We start from the raw sequence: 15,685 nt of genomic DNA, 5'->3' as shown, positions 1-15,685 counted from the left end.
ACAGCGAAGCAGGCTCGAATCGACCATCAAGCAGCGCGCCGGTGCGCCTTGAGAGCTGCTGATTTCCCACGTCCGCTTTCGGTCTATATCGATGTTGGCTTGTACGGCGGTAATGAGGCGCATTGCTGCCGCTAGCTCACAGCTAGCTATCATCCGCTACGAGGATGGGGAAGCACAAGCAGTGCGCTGGAAATGGCGTCGGGCTCTGTTCACTTGCTATGCCTAGGAATGTGCATATATTGTGCGTAAGAGAGAGGTCGGAGATTTGTCATGACCCACGCACAGCTCGCACAATCGAAAGTGGTCTCAGGTTTTGTCGACAGCCTGCAGGAGCCGCGCACGCCTTATATCTCGCCGAAGCGCCTGTCGCAGGCGCTGGGCGTGAAGGTGGCCAACTTGGCGCAGTTGACCGGCGTCCACCGCAACACGCTCCGTAACCCGTCGTCGGAGCGACTGCAGGGTCGGATGCGCGAGATGGTGAAGGTGATTTCGGCCGCAACGGAACTCACCGGCGACGTCGACAAGGCGATCTACTGGTATCGCAATGAGCCGATCGCCGACTATGGCCATCGCACGGCGGCCGAACTCGTCGCGGGCGGCCAGGTCGAAGCAGTGCTGGCCTTCATCCGGGATCTCGAGAACGGGGCGCGCGGGTGAAGGTCACCCGCGTCGGGCCGGACGAGATCTTCCATCGCTATCTGACACCCAAATGGGCCTTCCTGCCCACCAGTGGTGGGGGCGCGGCGATCGATGGCGGGCGCTTCAATCGGCCCGGCGTCGAAGCCGTTTACCTGTCCCGCGCGCCTCAGACAGCGTTGGAGGAATACAAGCAGGGTGCCAGCATCACCCCGCCCGCCACCCTTGCCGCCTACAAGATCACGCTTTCCGAGATCGCCGATCTTTCTCAGGGGTTCGACCCGAATGTTTGGGATAGTGCCTGGAAGGAATGGGATTGTGCCTGGCGCCAGATCGCTCGCATCGACAGCAAGATACCGTCATCGTGGAAGCTTGCGGACCTGGTCGTTACGACCGGGCTTCGCGGTATTCTGTTTCCGTCGCTGCGTCACGCCGGCGGCACCAATCTGGTGATCTTTCCGGCCAATCTTGTCGACGGTGATAAGGTCGCGGTTCACGATCCCGATCACCGGCTACCGACCGATCAGTCATCATGGCCCTGAGTTGCTAGCTGTCGTAAGCAACCCATTTCCGATCAGTTCAGAGCGCCTCATCCTCAACGACGCCAGTCGTTGGGTCGCCCTCTTCGAAGTCGCCCTCCCCCCGGACAAGACCGGTCGGTATATCCCCGGCCAGCAGCTTCTCCTTCGACAGCAGCCCGGCGTCCTCGAGCGCCTCGAAATCCGGCAGCTGGCGCAGCGTGTCGAGCCCGAATTGCGACAGAAAATTTTTGGTCGTCACATAGGTATAGGGCGCGCCCGGCTGCGGACTGCGCGGCCCCGAGGCGATGAGATCCTGCCCCCGCAGCACACCGATCAGGTCGCGCGACACCTCCTTGCCGAAGAAGGAAGACAGCTCGCCACGCGTGATCGGCTGGAAATAGGCGATGCACATCAAAACCAGCGCCTCCGCCTGCGACAGTTCTTTTGCCCGCTCGCCCGCTGCCGTGCCGAATGCGGCGCGGATGGCGTCGCCAAAGATCTGTCTGGTCCGGTGCTGCCAGCCGCCGGCGACCGCGACCAGCTCGTAGGGGCGGCCGGCGAGCTCGGCGCGAATGTCGTCGATGATCAGCTCGAGATTGCAGTTTTTTCCCACCACCCGCGCGAGGACACCGCGTGTCACCGGTTCGCTGGCCGCAAAAATGACCGCTTCGACGCGGCCCATCCATTCGCGCCAGCGCAGCTCCGGCGGCAGGTGGGCGAGTTCGGTGTCGAGCAGCACAGGCTGTTCGTTCGGCTTGCGGCGGGCGGACGCTTCGCTCATCGCTACAGCGCAAACAGCCGAAAAGTAGTGCGGCCGGAAAGCTCGCGCACGGCATCGAGCTGTTGCAGCCGCTCGAACAGGCGTCGCGCCGCAAAGCGCGACAGGCTTTTGGTCGTCAGCGATCCGGAGACGGCGTCGTCGTCGAGCAGTCTTTGGATCACATCGCCCGCCCCCTTCGCCCTGAGCTTCGGTGCGACGGCGATGAGCCGCTCCGCGCGACGCGACAGCTCGGCCGCCAGCCGGCACGCGTCCGCCGCCGCGTGAACCAGCGCGACGCAGACCGCGCGCTCAAAATTCTTGTCCGCGGGTCGGATGCGCTTGCCGCCGGCCTCGCCGCGAAAAGTCGGCCCAAAGGCTTGCGCCATCAGCAGCGGCACCGGCCGCGGCCAGCGCAGGCCGTGCGCCAGCACCAGGTCGGCCAGCCACCAAGCCAAAAGCTCGCAGTCGGGGCGTACGGCGACGACGTGAGCGGCGATCGCCGCCGCGGCGAACGGCGCCGGCCGCTGCGACCTCACCACTTGTTCGATCTCCGTGCCCAGGTCGGCAAGCGCGGCGCCTTCCCAATGGAGGCCGAGCTGGCCGACGATGTTTTCGAGTCGATCGGCGCTGGCACCGGGCGGCTGCCCGGCCAACTGCCGCCAGGCGCCAAGGATGGCGCCGGCGGGGCCGGGATCGGCGCCGGCCGGGCGCAGGTGCCAGGCGTCGCGCAGGGCGGCCTCGTCTTCGGCGCGCCCAGCCAACCGCATGCTGGCGGCGGCACAGCGAAGCGCCAGCCGCTGCCGCCAGGTCCCGGCCCAACTGGCTTGCGCGCGGGCAAGCGTGTCGAGGGCACCCAGGGCGGCGCCGGCCTGGAAGGCGGCGTCGATCTCGCTGGCGTCACGACCGGACGCGAGCGCCCAGGCCGGTACGGTCGGCGGCGCGGCGAGGCTGGCGGTCACGGGATCGAGGCGAATCATGATTGGAGCGTAAAGCGCCCGTGCGCTTTGCGCCATCAATTTCGACCCAAAACGCACAGGCTGTCGAAAGCACAAAACGAACGATAATGTTGCATTATCGTTCGTTACAAGCCATGCTAGCAGAATGGCCCCTATCGTCGACCTGAGCCGCGAAAATCGTCCTGAGGAGAGCAAAGCGCCGTCCCACAGCACGACCGCGATCGCCAGCACCTCCCCTCCCTCGCCTCCAGCTGACGACTTGCCTGATATTGTCGATATCGTCATGGAAATGGCGCAGGCACCCTGCGAGCCGCAAAACGCCCCTCCCCTGCCGGCGCACCTGGAAGGGCTCGCCGAGCGCGCGCGCGATTACGTCGAGGCAGCAAGCTCGGCGAACACCCGGCGCGCCTACGCCGCCGATTGGAAGCATTTTTGCGCCTGGGCGCGCCGCCAGCATCTCGATGTGTTGCCGCCCGACCCGCAGGTCGTTGGCCTTTACATCACGGCCTGCGCGTCCGGTAAGGTGACGGGCGACAAGAAGCCGAACGCCGTCTCGACCATCGAGCGACGTCTCTCCTCGATCACCTGGAATTTTTCTCAGCGTGGCCAGCCATTGGACAGGAAGGACCGGCATATCGCCACTGTGCTGGCCGGCATTCGCAACACTCACGCCTCCCCTCCCCGGCAAAAGGAAGCCATTCTGACTGAAGACCTGATTGCCATGCTCGAGACCCTTGACCGTGGAACGTTGCGCGGCCTGCGCGACCGCGCCATGCTCCTGTTGGGTTTCGCCGGCGGCCTGCGGCGTTCTGAAATCGTTGGCCTGGACGTTGCCAGGGACCAAACCCAGGACGGCCGCGGCTGGATCGAGGTTTTGGACAAAGGCGTTCTCGTCGCATTGCGCGGAAAGACCGGCTGGCGCGAGGTCGAGATCGGCCGTGGCTCGTCCGATGCCACATGCCCGGTTGTGGCGGTGCAAACCTGGCTGAAACTGGCGAGGGTCGGCCATGGGCCGTTGTTTCGACGCGTCACCGGAAACGGCAAAGCAGTTGCAGCCGAGCGGCTCAACGACCAGGAAGTGGCGCGGCTGGTCAAACGCAGCGCCCTCGCAGCCGGGGTTCGTGGCGACCTGTCCGAAGGCGATCGTGCAGAGAAATTTTCCGGTCATTCCTTGCGCGCCGGTCTTGCCTCATCGGCTGAGGTCGACGAGCGTTACGTTCAAAAGCAGCTTGGCCATACGTCGGCCGAAATGACCCGCCGGTACCAGCGGCGCAGGGACCAGTTTCGCGTCAATCTCACCAGGGCCAGTGGACTGTAGGCCCCCTCCCCTGGCGGATCGGTCTATCGCCAAGACAGCTGATCCCTCGGCAGCCGACCACTGGGGTCGAATACAGCCACCTTGTGCGGGAGATCGGGGCCCCAGTTCCAAAGGACCAGATTGCGATCCTCCATCTCGGCCCCCGGCGCGAAGCTCGGAACCACGATGCCGGCAATATTTCGGGGTTGCAACCGCTCATAGATGGACCAGGACGCTGGACGTTCTCCGTTGCTGAGAGCCGTCGCCCAGGCACAGGCCATCTCTTCGAGCGTCACAGAAAACTCTCCTCTCCGCTCTTCCGTTGTCAGATCCGCGATGTCGTCACAATCGATCTCATAGGAGCAAAGCACGCAGGGATCGATCCGCTGTGCGAAGCCCTGGTTGGCTTCCTTGATCGCTGTCATGATGGTCAGCGCCAGATAGAGCGCCGGCACGCCTCTGGGATTGAATCGAGCCCCTCGGATCGCCGCTCCTTCGCCGGAAGTCGGCTTGAATGCCCAACGTGGATCATGTGCGCGGTAGCAGGTTCCGACGAACCTCACGCAAACCCGCCAACGGCCATGTGATCGAGATAATCACGGACCGCTGCTGCCTTGCCGTCCTTCACCAGCGCCTCAGCGGTGCGTCCCCCAAATGCCGGAAGCGGCTGAGCCCGATACCAGGCCATCGCCTGCTCCTTGCCACCCGCCCAATCCGTCACCCGGCTGATGATCTCGAGCATTTCTCGCAGACGCCCCTGGGCCTTTACCGTGGCGCTACGCTCTGACCGATAAAGCGTCTCGCGCGCAAGACCTGCAGTCTGGGCCAACTGGCCTTTGGACATGCCAAAACCGTCCGCGACCTGCCCAATCGCAATCTTCCCATTCCGGTCCATGTAGGACAAGATGAGAGGTCCATTCTGCTCGGCTATCTTGAGTGCCTGGCCCATGGTGTTCATCCTACCATATCGGGAGTCATATTTCGTGTGCAAAAGATATGGCACTTCTAGACTGTTTTCAAGAACGAACCCGCTCAGTGGCCGCGCCGCAAACGCCGCCGACAGGTGGGAATGTGCCAGGCCACCTCAACAGCACCGGCCACATCCTTACGCCGCTGCCCCGCGATATCTTGCCTTGCCCATGCTCATCCGGTCATCCGTGCTGACGCGCCATTGGCTTTCAGCGCCGCCATGAGCATAGGTCCAACAGAAAACTCACCCGCTTTTGCCTTTTCGGTCAGCACGCGCAGATAACCGCCAGCCGAGTTGATATGCTGCGCTCTTTGCAGAATGCAGGCGATCACGATCGCGGCAACTTCCTGGCCCATCACATGGCAAGCCTCCTCATAGGCTGAAGGCGACACGCCAAGGTACCCTCGCACCTGGGCGGCGGTCATCATCAAGTCGCGCCAGCTTCCGATCCCGTTGACGGCATAGTCGGCAATATCGGGACAGGCCCGCAGCACCAGTCCAATCGGGTAGCCTTTCGGCTTCTCGGGCGGGTGGGATGTTGGCTCGGCCTCCGCCCTGCTTTTCTCGAAAGCCGGTTCAAATACAAAAGTGGAGTCTGTGTTTGAATCAGATTGCTGCCGCTCATTATGGGACTCATTGCCGCTAGGATTCTTGGCATTTGTGAAGCTTTCCAGCATCTTGTTGACCGCTTCGTGCAGCTCTACCAGCTCGGCGACGACCCCTTCCAGCTCCGACAGGCCTGCCCGGCGTGGAATTGCGTCCACAATGGCCCGGAACCGCTTCCACAGCGTTCCCCAGTCCCCGGGCACATCCTCCTCGACAGCGGCCTCGATCAGCTTATGGATGTCGCGGCGGTGCAGCGTGATGCGCTCCCTCATCAGTCTGAGCGCCCGACCGTCGGCTCGAACCTGGTCGGCCGCCTGCTGAAACTCCGCTGCCCTGGTGATCAACGGGGCCAGGGAGAAGCCGAAGGCCTCCACCACAGCCCCGCCCGGCCCTTTGCGGGCAAATCTTTTGCCGTTGGCGCTGTCCCTGCGGATGATGAGGCCGCAACTTACCAGTTCCGCCAGGTTCCTGCGCAGCGTGGAATCGGCCATGCCGTGCGCCCGCAGCGATAGCTGAGCGTTGGACGGAAAGACCATCAACCCGTTTTCCTCGCTGATCTGGTCGTCTGGATAAAACGTCAAAAGCCCGCTGAGCACCGCCAGGGCGCGATCGCCGACGCCGACAATCGACTTGCCCTCGCACAGCCACCGATAAACCTGCCATTTCTCGACGACAGACCCCTGAGGTATCTGCCTTGACGCCGTGTTGGCTTTCACCAACGCAAGCGTCATCGGCCGCCGCCCAAAGGGCGTCGTCGCAAACCCACTCTCCATTTCCCTCGCCTTTCAATCAGGCAAAAGAAATCTGCTCGCCGAAATGGCGCCACGACTCTTGACAGTGATTCGGGGAAGTGCGATTCTCAGCTTGCTACAGACGAGAAGGGCTTCCGCGACGGCGACGTTCGGGGGCCTTTTTCTTTTGCGGTTTCAGTCTCCTGTTTTCTTGGCTGTTTCCGATTGCCGGAAAGCCTCGAAAAGCTCGTCCAGCCGATCGGTTATGAACGCTCCGAACGGCGAGGCTTCCTTGGCCTTCAGGGCAAGCGTAAACACTTTTCCTGTGTCGGTGATCTTGGCTCGCACGGATCTGTCGTGCGGTGCCCAAGCCTTTTCCTGTGTCTTCGATGCTGCTGGCGCGCGTTTTGCCGGCGCGCTCATGAAGTCGAACAGACGCGCAAATCGTGCGTCACTGCCTGACGTGGCGAACTCTGGACTTGCCACATAGTCGGCCGCCCTGCCCGCGCTATCCGGATGCTCCATGAGCTTGGCGAGCTGCCACCATCTGTCCCGACCAACAGTCTTGGCGGCGCCAATGGCCACAATGACTGGCTCTGGAATGTTGCTGGTAACAGAACGCATCTTCGAGAAGGTCGTGTCATCGAGCGCCAAAGCCGACTTCACCGTGTCGGGCGTGTGGCCGCGCTTGAGAATGCGATCGGCAAACAGGGTCCTTTCGATGAAGGACAAATTGGCCCTTGCGGCGTTCTCTTGGCCCTGGGCAATAACATGATCCTCATCGCCCATCTTCTTGACGACCGCGCGTACTGGCCGTCCCAGCTGGCGGGCAACCTTGACGCGCCGATGCCCGAAGACGGTCTGAAAGCGACCGGAGAGCTCAGGATGAGGCCTGACCAGGATCGGAGAATCTTGTCCTCTTTCCCGAATGGCCGCAAGCAACTCCTGATATGCCTCATCGTCTTCGTCCAGGCGATCCGAAACGAAGGAGGTGTCTACAAATGCCGGATCGAGATCCACGACCGAGCTCTTGGAGAGCTCCTCGAAGGATTGCATGATGGAGCGCGACGCCCCGCGAACGGCATACCCGGATACGTCCTTCGCATCAGCCACTGCCGTCGCAGGGCCCAACACACTGCCGAAAATGTCCCTGCGTGCCATTTAACCGCCTCCAATCGCGGTTAGCGATTTGATTTCAAAGACAAAATTTCCAGTTTTTACTGCCGTAAACTTCGCCGTCATGACCGTCCCCACGCACGATGGATCAGCGTCGCGATTTCAGCATTGACCGCATCGAGGGATTCCAGTGCACGGTCGTAGGTGGAACGGGTAAAGGCCGACTTCTCCACCTCGTAGAGCGTCTGCTTGGTGAGACCCGCGTCCGAAATCGCCGTCGACTTCAACATCGGGTTCTCCAGGATCTGGCCGGCAAGCATGGACTGCATGAAGCCTACCATCTGCGCCTGCGGGATATCCGTCGGCTCGTAGCGTGTGATCAGATATCGAAACCAATCGAGCTCGATTGCCGCACCGGCGGCCTTGATGGTTTTCAATATGCCGCCGAGCATGAGCAGGAACTGGCTCATCGACATCAGGTCGAGCATCTGCGGATGAACTGTAATGAGAACCGACGTCGCCGCCGACATGGCCGTCAACGTCAGGTAGCCAAGCTGGGGCGGGCAATCAACCACGACAACGTCATAGCGATCGTCGACCTCCGTTAACGCCTTCGCCATGCGCGTGAAGAACTGGCGCCCGGCATTTGACGTCTTATCCTGCATGGCGAGGGGCGTGTCGTATTCGTATTCCTGCAATTCGAGATTGGCGGGGATGATATCGAGACCTGGAAAATTCGTCGGAAGGATTACGTCCGCAATCGAGCGGCGTTCGTCATCGTAACGAATCGCCTCATAGAGCGAGAGGTTGTTATCAAGTTCCGGCTGGAAGCCATGCAGGGCCGACAGTGAGGCTTGAGGATCGAGATCGATTGCAAGAACACGGTGGCCGGTCAAGGCCAGATGCTGGGCGAGGTGGGCGGCAGTCGTTGTCTTGCCACTGCCGCCCTTGAAGTTGACGACAGCAACGACCTGGAGCTTGTCGCCGGACTTGCGGTGCGGGACATACTTCTTGACTTCGGTCCTGCCATGCTGGTCCAGGAAATGGCGCAGCTCAAGCATCTGCTGGGCAGTGTAGGACCGGCGTCCCGATGGGATCTGCTCGGGCAGGGGGCCCTTGCCCTCCAGATGAAGGCGCTTCAGATTGTTCTGCGAGACACCAAGATAGTGAGCGACTTCTGCCATCGAAAACGAACGCAGCGTCTTCGCCGCATCGGGGGGAAATTTCTCCATCCGAAGCTGGTTAAGGCGCCGTGATATCTCAGCACCCTGCTCGAGGATTTTCTCATCGAACTCGAAGCTCGGTAGCCGCATGGCGATATTCATTCTCGTCGAAAACCTGAATTGGCGCTTTTTGCGATGAAATTATTCAACAAGCGCCATTAAGCTCCGATTCGGAAAGCCCGGCAAGAAGTTTTAGGTTAACAGAAGGTGAACAGCACTAGCGGGCTTCCTTGCGGCCGATTCCTGCTGTCGTCGGATAATGGCGGGTTGTCGTTCGACTGGAACTCTCCCGCTCATCTGGCTAAACGCCTGGTTTTTCTGACACAAAGAGCAGTCTTTACGGCAGTAAAAACCGCCCCATCAGCGGAGCGGCTTAGGGGAGGGGAGGGCGCTTCCACCCGCTCAAGGCGGTAGGCGGGCTCGCTTTGCCGGCTGGGGCTTGGTGGCAGGCATCAAAAGCAATGGCCGACCTCCTCCATCATGACGAGACGCAAACGTCCAAAGCTCGGACCGACCCCAATTCGTCTCTAGCGGCCTCAAACGATATTCGCTGACATAGGGTAGGTCAGCGTGCCTCCTGCAGGTGCGTTTGCATGCGGAGGTCAACCGTTACCCGACTGAAAGCCGGTCGCTGGAGACCGCAGTTCGCGCACCATCGTTTTGAGCGGTGCGGGCGAGCGCCCGAAACTTCCTTTATCTGCTCGCCAAGGGAGCGTTCGCAACCGACCAGGGTGCCACCCGAGCGTTGACAACAGACGCTTGGTGATGAAATCCGGCCTGAGGTAGAAACCGAATTTGTCGGCTCGGGAACAACGATGCCAAGACCATCATTCCCGGCTCTATGGTGTCACTCTTGGCCCTTGAGGTCGCTGTCGCCGTAGGCTGCCGCGGACACCGTTGAACAGCTGATCTCGGGAAGGGGAGGGGGGCCCATCTTCAAGCGGGGTCGGAGGCTTGCCAACGCGCCGTTGGGTGGATTTCATCTCCTGAACGAATTTCATGGAAATCAGCTCATCGACAAGATCCGAACTGGCCTGCTTCATTGCGATTATAGATGGCATTCATCAGTGAGCCAATGATGACCCGGGCGAGGTCCGGATGGTTCTCGAGTGTGTTGAGTCGACGTTGATGAAGATGTCGATTTTGCCCGCTGCAACCTCGTCGGTCGCAAACTTCTGCCCGAGACGAGCGCGGCGTAGCTCTCGTAGGACAGCCAGTGCGTTTCCCTGGATGCGGCCCCATAGATGCCCGAGAATGTCTCCGGTGTCATGTTGATGAAGCGGGCGACGTTTTCGCGGACAAATGCGCTTGGCGACGAGTCGCAATCCTGCAATGGGGTCGCAGTTTTGGTTCCGGAACCCATTGCGTCACGCCGCGCAGCAGTGGTTCGACCACGTCGCATGGAGTGGGTGTCGGCTGAACATGACACCGAGCTATCCGCTTGGCCTTCGGCGAATCGAAGCAATTCAGCACGAGCCCAGAGTCGGTGACATCGCCATATCTGTCCGCCCCGGTCGCAGGCCTCTGACCTTGCGGTTGTGCGCGGCTATCTCCCGCGAGGTCTGCGCGCCCGCGGAACCGGTCCGCTTTGGGAATTCCGAACTTCGCACAATCTGTTCCGAGGGTAGGATCATCACAGCCTTGTCGGCGGTGTGGTTCCTCCGGGCGATGGCTTCCTTCACTCCAGATTCCCAGGTTCATATGACTCACGCTGGACGGGTTCAGGTCGACGGCATTCTCGGCCTTGCTCACTTTCATGCTTGAAGCGCTGCATTCGCTTGGTTTCATCACCGGCGGTGTGGCCGCTGGCGCGATCGGCTGGAGCGGAAATCCGCTCGCCCTTTGGCAGCCCTGGCTTGCCTGGGTCAGGCAGCGCAGCGGGGCGAGGGCACATGTCTGTGCCACTCCCGTGGTCGAGGTCGAGGGCGTGAAGGTTGCGCCGCTGATCTGCTACGAGCAGCCCATCGTCGTCCTTGCCATCCAAGAGGCGGGCCGCGCGAGCCTGGGCATCCCTGTTCAGTCTCTATCCAGCCCAATTGATCGTTGACAGAGGCGCTCTGGGAGCCTAGCGTACCTGACTGGTATAACAGGTATGCCACATGATCGGCGTTCTGATCAAACCGCGGAAGCTTTCGGAGGAGGTTGCAGCGCACCTCGAGCGGATGATCCGCAAGGGAGAGCTGGCCGAAGCCGACCGGCTCCCATCCGAGCGGGAACTCATGCGGCAGTTCGGGGTCGGGCGCCCTTCAATCCGCGAGGCCCTGCTGCATCTGAGCAAGATGGGGCTTGTCGAGGTGAAATCCGGTGAGCGCGCCCGCGTCACTCGGCCAACCCCCCAATTCGTGATCGACGCCCTCTCGGGGCCGGCGCGCCACATGATTTCGGCTCCTGGCGGGGTTCATGACTTCCAGAGCGCGCGTTTGTTTTTCGAAGTCGGGCTTGCCCGCAACGCCGCCATCAATGCCACGTCAGAGGATATTGAGGGCCTCAAGGAGGCGCTCGAAATCAACCGGCAGTCGATCGGGGACCTGACGCGCTTCGAGCGCACCGATGTGGACTTCCACTACGTGCTGGCGGTGATCACCCGCAATCGTATCTTCACAGCCATTCACGCGGCGTTGGCCGAATGGCTGCTGGAACAGCGGCGCACAACTTTGGCCAAAGGTGAAGACCGAAAGGCCTACGAGGCTCATCGCGAAATCTTTGATGCCGTCGCCGCGCGCGATCCAGACGCCTCCGAAGCGGCTATGCGCAGGCATCTGGAATATGTCTCCAGACGCTATCTTGAAATTGCGGGTGGCAAGGGATGAGCGGCTTCGTAGTCTGGGTCGATTTCCGCCTCAAGCCGGGTGCCCGGGGCAGATTCCGAGAGCTCGTGGACGCCAACGCGACCGCGTCGGTTCGCAGCGAAGCCGGCTGCCGCCGCTTTGATGTGACGCAGGCGCGCGGCGAGCCCGACCGGGTCCTGCTCTACGAGATTTACGACAGCGAGGCGGCATTCATGCTCCACTGCCGGACAGCCCATTTCGAGGAATTCAATTCGCAGAGCGCGCCGCTCGTCGACACCAAGCTGGTGACGATCTGCGACCTTGTTGTCGAAGCTTCGTCTTGAAGAACGCGTAGGCGCAATGCGCCCCTTGTGGGCGAACGGGAGGGAAGTTCATGTCGGAGCCAAGTCTCAAGGCGCTAGCGTCTCACAGACGCGTCAAGCTCGGGACCCTTGTCGCCGAGTTCGCGACGCCGGGGATAGGCCACATCCTGAAGTCCGCTGGCTGTGACTTCGCCTTTTTCGATATGGAGCATTCGGGCTTCAGCCTGGAAACGGTCAAGAGCGCGATCCGCTATTTCGAGGCGGCCGACCTGCCGGTTATGGTGCGTGTGCCATCGCAGGACTACCATTTCCTCGCCCGCGCCATGGATATGGGGGCCGAAGGATTAATCGCGCCGATGGTGAGTACCGTCGAGCAGGCGCAGCACATCATCAATTCCATGAAATACCATCCGGCTGGCGCTCGCGGCGTGGCGCTGCAGATCGCGCATGACCGTTACCGTCCGGGCTCGGTTGCAGATAAGTTCGAGGCGGCCAACCAGCGCTCGGTGTTCATCTGCCTGATCGAGACCGCCGACGGCGTCAAGAACATCGACGGCATTGCGGGATTGGACGGCGTCGATTGTCTGTGGGTCGGTCACTTTGATCTGTCGGTCTCGCTCGGCATTCCCGGCGACTTCGCGCACCCGACCTTCATCGCCGCGATGGCCAAAATCGTTTCCGCCGCCAAAAGGCACAACAAGTCGCTCGGGCGCCTGGTGCCCAACGTCCAGCAGGGCCACGAGTTCTACGCACAAGGCTTCGACTTCATTTGTTATTCGGGCGACGTCTGGATACTGCACGACGCGATCGCCGACGCGGTCTCCAAAATCCGGGCCGGGTGCCAGTAAGAACGGAGGAGAGAATGGGCGACCTAAAGTTCAAGGTGGCGCTTTCCGGTGATTTCCGCATGCCGGACGGCTCGCTGACCTATCCCGACTTTGACCTGGAGCCTCTGCGCAAGGCGCCAGGCCTCGAGATGACATTCCTGGAATCGAATAACCCGCTTCGCGCCGACCAGCTTGAGGACTTCGATGCGCTGATCCTTCTCACTCATCGCTTCGTTTCCACGAGTGTCCCCAAGAGCGGTCGGCTGGCCGTCGTTGCCCGCTTCGGCGTCGGCTACGATACTGTCGACGTCGAGGCCTGCACTGCCGCCGGCATCGCTCTGGTCATCACGCCCGATGGGGTAAGACGGCCGGTCGCCGTATCCGTCATCACCTTTATGTTGGCACTCACCGGCAAGCTGTTCACGAAGGACGCCCTCACCCGTAAGGGACCTCATGGCTTCCAGGAGCGCTCCCAACATATGGGTGTCGGGCTCGTGGGGCGTACGCTGGGGTCGCTCGGCATCGGCAACATAGGCGCCGAAGTTTTTCGCCTGGCAAAGCCCTTCGATATGAGGTTCATCGCCCATGACCCATTTGCAGACAAGAAGGTCGCTGCCGAACTAGGCGTGGAGCTGGTCGGACTGGAAGATCTGTTTCGTCGCGCCGACGTGCTGTCGGTAAGTTGCCCGCTGACGCCTGACACGCGCCATCTCGTCAATGCCGAGCGGCTCGCCCTGATGAAGCCTACTGCATACCTGATCAATACAGCGCGCGGCCCGATCGTCGACCAGAAGGCATTGGCACAAGCCCTGCGGGAGCGTCGTATCGCCGGCGCCGGTCTCGACGTGCTGGAGCAGGAGCCGCCGGATGCTGACGATGCAATCCTCAAACTCGACAACGTCATCCTTGCGCCGCACGCATTGTGCTGGACCGACCAGTGCTTTGCCGGCAACGGCGCTGCAGACGTCAAAGCGGTAATCGAGGTTCAACATGGTCGCGAGCCGCGCGGTGTGGTCAATCGCGAGGTGCTTTCGAGCGAGCGGTGGAAGGATAGGCTGGCCGTTTTCGCGGGCCGCTTCGGAAGCTAGGAGTGCGAGAATTTGGCGCGCCGCCGCGGCCATTGCGGGGGCCTTACGGGAGGAATGCTCGACCGCCGCGCCTGCGGACGAGTGAGCAAATGAGAAACGGGAGGACCAAGCACTATGAACGATCGTGAAAAACGTGACTTTCAGGCCGGTCTCGAAGCAGAGGTCGACGCCTTCATGCGTGGCGAAACGACCCGCCGGAATTTCATAACCCGCTTCGGCCAGATGACCGGTATGTTGGCAGCGTCTGCACCCATTTTGGGTATGATGACCGATTGGGCGCTGGCGCAGCAGAAGCTCGAACTGGCCGACGCCACGTCGCCGCTGGGACAGGCGCAGGCCGCTGCGCTGAAAGCATCTAAGGAAGGACCGGCGGAGGGCTCCGCCTTCCGCGCGGTCGAGGCGGCCAAGGCGCATGCGGGCGTCACGATCAACATGACCTACGAGGCAGGCCTGCAGGCGCTCGATCCACGCAATTTCAGTGGGCCGATGTGGGAGCAGCTTACGGGCATGAAGTCGAATGTGGTCGAACTGTCGAATCCCGATCAATACTCCAAGGCGGTCGCCGAGCACATTGCCGGCTCAGGCGCCTATGACGTGCTCGACATCTCGCCAGCCTGGACACCGTCGCTCGCCGATGGCGGCGTCATCGCACCTCTCGACGACTATATCGCCAAATATATGAACCCTGCAGACCTCGAGGACTATCATCCTCTCTACAAGGCGCTGCCGACCTACAAGGGAAAGATCTGGGGCTTCTTCGACGACGGCGACATGTTCGCTCTCTACTACCGCAAGGACATCTTCGAGGATCCGAAGATGATGGAGGCCTACCAGACCAAGTTCAACGCGAAGCTCGGACCACCGAAGACCTGGGAGGAATATGCTCAGATCGCCCAATTCATCACCGACCAGATGGCACCGAAGGTTTATGGTGCAGGCCACTTCCGCAAGGCGGGCAGCCCGGGCAATCAGTTCGACTTTCTGCAGCAGTACCGTGCCAACGGCGGGAAACTGTTCGGCGACGACATGAAGGCCGGCTTGGTGTCGGATGCGGGCGTCAAGACGCTGACGAACATGCTCGCGGCCAACAAGGCCTCGATCCCCGGTAACAACGAGCTCGACGCCGTCTCCCTTTGGGCGGCATTCCTGACGGGGAAGGTTGCGATGATCTATTCCTGGCCTCCAAGCGGCCGGATGGCGGCGAACTATTCGCAATCCGCCACGGCGATCAACTTCATTCCCCAGTCGCAGATCGCTGGCAAGGTTGGCTATGCCGTCGTGCCGGGCAATCCGGAACATGCCACCGGCTACAACAAGGCGCTGTCGGCGGATTCGCCCAATCCGGAGGCGGCGTATCTGTTCATGCAGTGGGCCTGCTCGCCTCCCGTCTCACTGGCGCGCTGCATGTTGCCCTATGCGCTGCGCGACCCATACCGCATTTCGCATTTCAAGTCGGAGCTCTATGGAGCACTGTTCCCGAGCGCCAAGGAGTACCTGGCCAACCTCAACAACTCGGCGAATGTCGGCCTGCTCGACCCGATCATGCCAGGTGCGCAGGACTATTTCTTGAGCATCGACCGCATGTGCACCGCAGTGTGGGCTGGTGCGGATCCGAAAGCATCGCTGGAAACGGCGGCCGCCGAGTGGAACGAGACGACCGATCGGCTCGGGATGGAGTCGCAAAAGGCATTCTACACCGAGTTCCTGAAACTGCCCGGCGCCACCGCTGACAACACAGTGGAGAAGCTTGGCATGGCAGTCACCCTCTGAGACTCGCCTGGAGGGGAGCCGGGTTTCTAGCACCAGACCGGTGTTGCGGGCGCTTTGCTCGCAACACCCTGGCTCAACCGCGTGGCGATCTTT

At 61.5% G+C, this 15,685-nt stretch carries 16 protein-coding genes and 1 pseudogene; 9 read left to right on the top strand and 8 right to left on the bottom strand.

The features are described from left to right. Positions 1–270 precede the first annotated feature (270 nt). Together AC0L2D_RS20480 and AC0L2D_RS20475 are read left to right on the top strand one after the other, a co-directional pair. Complete coding sequence (locus AC0L2D_RS20480) at positions 271–657, top strand: hypothetical protein (protein WP_013525337.1); 387 nt, start codon at positions 271–273, stop codon at positions 655–657. Next, complete coding sequence (locus AC0L2D_RS20475; protein ID WP_027163175.1) at positions 654–1,178, top strand: RES family NAD+ phosphorylase; 525 nt, start codon at positions 654–656, stop codon at positions 1,176–1,178. Before AC0L2D_RS20480 ends, AC0L2D_RS20475 begins: the two co-directional genes overlap by 4 nt. 37 nt (positions 1,179–1,215) lie before the next feature. Here the strand turns inward: AC0L2D_RS20475 and scpB are convergent, their stop codons facing one another. Both scpB and AC0L2D_RS20465 read right to left on the bottom strand, forming a co-directional pair. Then, positions 1,216–1,938, bottom strand: coding sequence for an SMC-Scp complex subunit ScpB (gene scpB / locus AC0L2D_RS20470; RefSeq protein ID WP_013525335.1), 723 nt, complete (start codon positions 1,936–1,938; stop codon positions 1,216–1,218). 2 nt (positions 1,939–1,940) lie between these two features. Continuing rightward, on the bottom strand, positions 1,941–2,894 hold the full coding sequence (locus AC0L2D_RS20465; RefSeq protein ID WP_473542148.1) for a DUF1403 family protein: 954 nt from the start codon (positions 2,892–2,894) through the stop codon (positions 1,941–1,943). 124 nt (positions 2,895–3,018) lie between these two features. Here AC0L2D_RS20465 and AC0L2D_RS20460 point away from each other — a divergent pair, with 124 nt between their 5' ends. Next, positions 3,019–4,191 (top strand): site-specific integrase, encoded by a 1,173-nt coding sequence (locus AC0L2D_RS20460; protein WP_224673565.1) that lies wholly within the window; start codon positions 3,019–3,021, stop codon positions 4,189–4,191. A 23-nt stretch (positions 4,192–4,214) separates the two neighbouring features. Here AC0L2D_RS20460 and AC0L2D_RS20455 read toward each other — a convergent pair whose 3' ends face one another. The 6 genes and pseudogenes from AC0L2D_RS20455 to AC0L2D_RS20430 all read right to left on the bottom strand — a co-directional run. Next, complete coding sequence (locus AC0L2D_RS20455) at positions 4,215–4,733, bottom strand: RES family NAD+ phosphorylase (protein WP_473542146.1); 519 nt, start codon at positions 4,731–4,733, stop codon at positions 4,215–4,217. Further along, positions 4,730–5,119, bottom strand: a complete 390-nt coding sequence (locus AC0L2D_RS20450; protein WP_473542144.1) for an MbcA/ParS/Xre antitoxin family protein — start codon at positions 5,117–5,119, stop codon at positions 4,730–4,732. Before AC0L2D_RS20450 ends, AC0L2D_RS20455 begins: the two co-directional genes overlap by 4 nt. Positions 5,120–5,313: 194 nt before the next feature. Beyond that, positions 5,314–6,519 carry a plasmid replication protein RepC gene (repC, locus tag AC0L2D_RS20445; protein ID WP_127369049.1) on the bottom strand — a complete coding sequence of 402 codons (1,206 nt, stop codon included), beginning with the start codon at positions 6,517–6,519 and terminating at the stop codon, positions 5,314–5,316. 153 nt (positions 6,520–6,672) lie between these two features. After that, positions 6,673–7,638, bottom strand: a complete 966-nt coding sequence (gene repB, locus AC0L2D_RS20440) for a plasmid partitioning protein RepB (protein ID WP_013525329.1) — start codon at positions 7,636–7,638, stop codon at positions 6,673–6,675. Between the two features lie 77 nt (positions 7,639–7,715). After that, positions 7,716–8,918 (bottom strand): plasmid partitioning protein RepA, encoded by a 1,203-nt coding sequence (gene repA, locus AC0L2D_RS20435; RefSeq protein ID WP_013525328.1) that lies wholly within the window; start codon positions 8,916–8,918, stop codon positions 7,716–7,718. 939 nt (positions 8,919–9,857) lie between these two features. Further along, positions 9,858–10,172, bottom strand: a pseudogene (locus AC0L2D_RS20430) (type IV secretory system conjugative DNA transfer family protein); the annotation flags it as partial. Between the two features lie 400 nt (positions 10,173–10,572). Between AC0L2D_RS20430 and AC0L2D_RS20425 the strand changes: the two are divergent. The 6 genes from AC0L2D_RS20425 to AC0L2D_RS20400 all read left to right on the top strand — a co-directional run bounded on the left by AC0L2D_RS20425 (position 10,573) and on the right by AC0L2D_RS20400 (position 15,592). Next, positions 10,573–10,863 carry a hypothetical protein gene (locus AC0L2D_RS20425; RefSeq protein ID WP_473542141.1) on the top strand — a complete coding sequence of 97 codons (291 nt, stop codon included), beginning with the start codon at positions 10,573–10,575 and terminating at the stop codon, positions 10,861–10,863. Positions 10,864–10,915: 52 nt separating this feature from the next. After that, positions 10,916–11,626, top strand: a complete 711-nt coding sequence (gene nanR, locus AC0L2D_RS20420) for a transcriptional regulator NanR (RefSeq protein ID WP_027163180.1) — start codon at positions 10,916–10,918, stop codon at positions 11,624–11,626. Next, complete coding sequence (locus tag AC0L2D_RS20415) at positions 11,623–11,928, top strand: putative quinol monooxygenase (protein WP_050596334.1); 306 nt, start codon at positions 11,623–11,625, stop codon at positions 11,926–11,928. The genes nanR and AC0L2D_RS20415 overlap by 4 nt, the downstream gene beginning before the upstream one ends. A gap of 50 nt (positions 11,929–11,978) precedes the next feature. Then, the gene (locus AC0L2D_RS20410) at positions 11,979–12,755 is read left to right on the top strand and encodes an HpcH/HpaI aldolase family protein (RefSeq protein WP_050596335.1); all 777 of its coding nucleotides are present in this window, start codon (positions 11,979–11,981) and stop codon (positions 12,753–12,755) included. 35 nt (positions 12,756–12,790) lie between these two features. Further along, on the top strand, positions 12,791–13,822 hold the full coding sequence (locus tag AC0L2D_RS20405; RefSeq protein ID WP_245267626.1) for an NAD(P)-dependent oxidoreductase: 1,032 nt from the start codon (positions 12,791–12,793) through the stop codon (positions 13,820–13,822). Positions 13,823–13,936: 114 nt separating this feature from the next. Continuing rightward, the gene (locus AC0L2D_RS20400; RefSeq protein ID WP_024504468.1) at positions 13,937–15,592 is read left to right on the top strand and encodes an extracellular solute-binding protein; all 1,656 of its coding nucleotides are present in this window, start codon (positions 13,937–13,939) and stop codon (positions 15,590–15,592) included. Positions 15,593–15,685 lie beyond the last annotated feature (93 nt).

Source organism: Mesorhizobium sp. WSM4833 (assembly GCF_055811095.1).
This window is presented reverse-complemented; position numbering and strand designations above follow the sequence as displayed.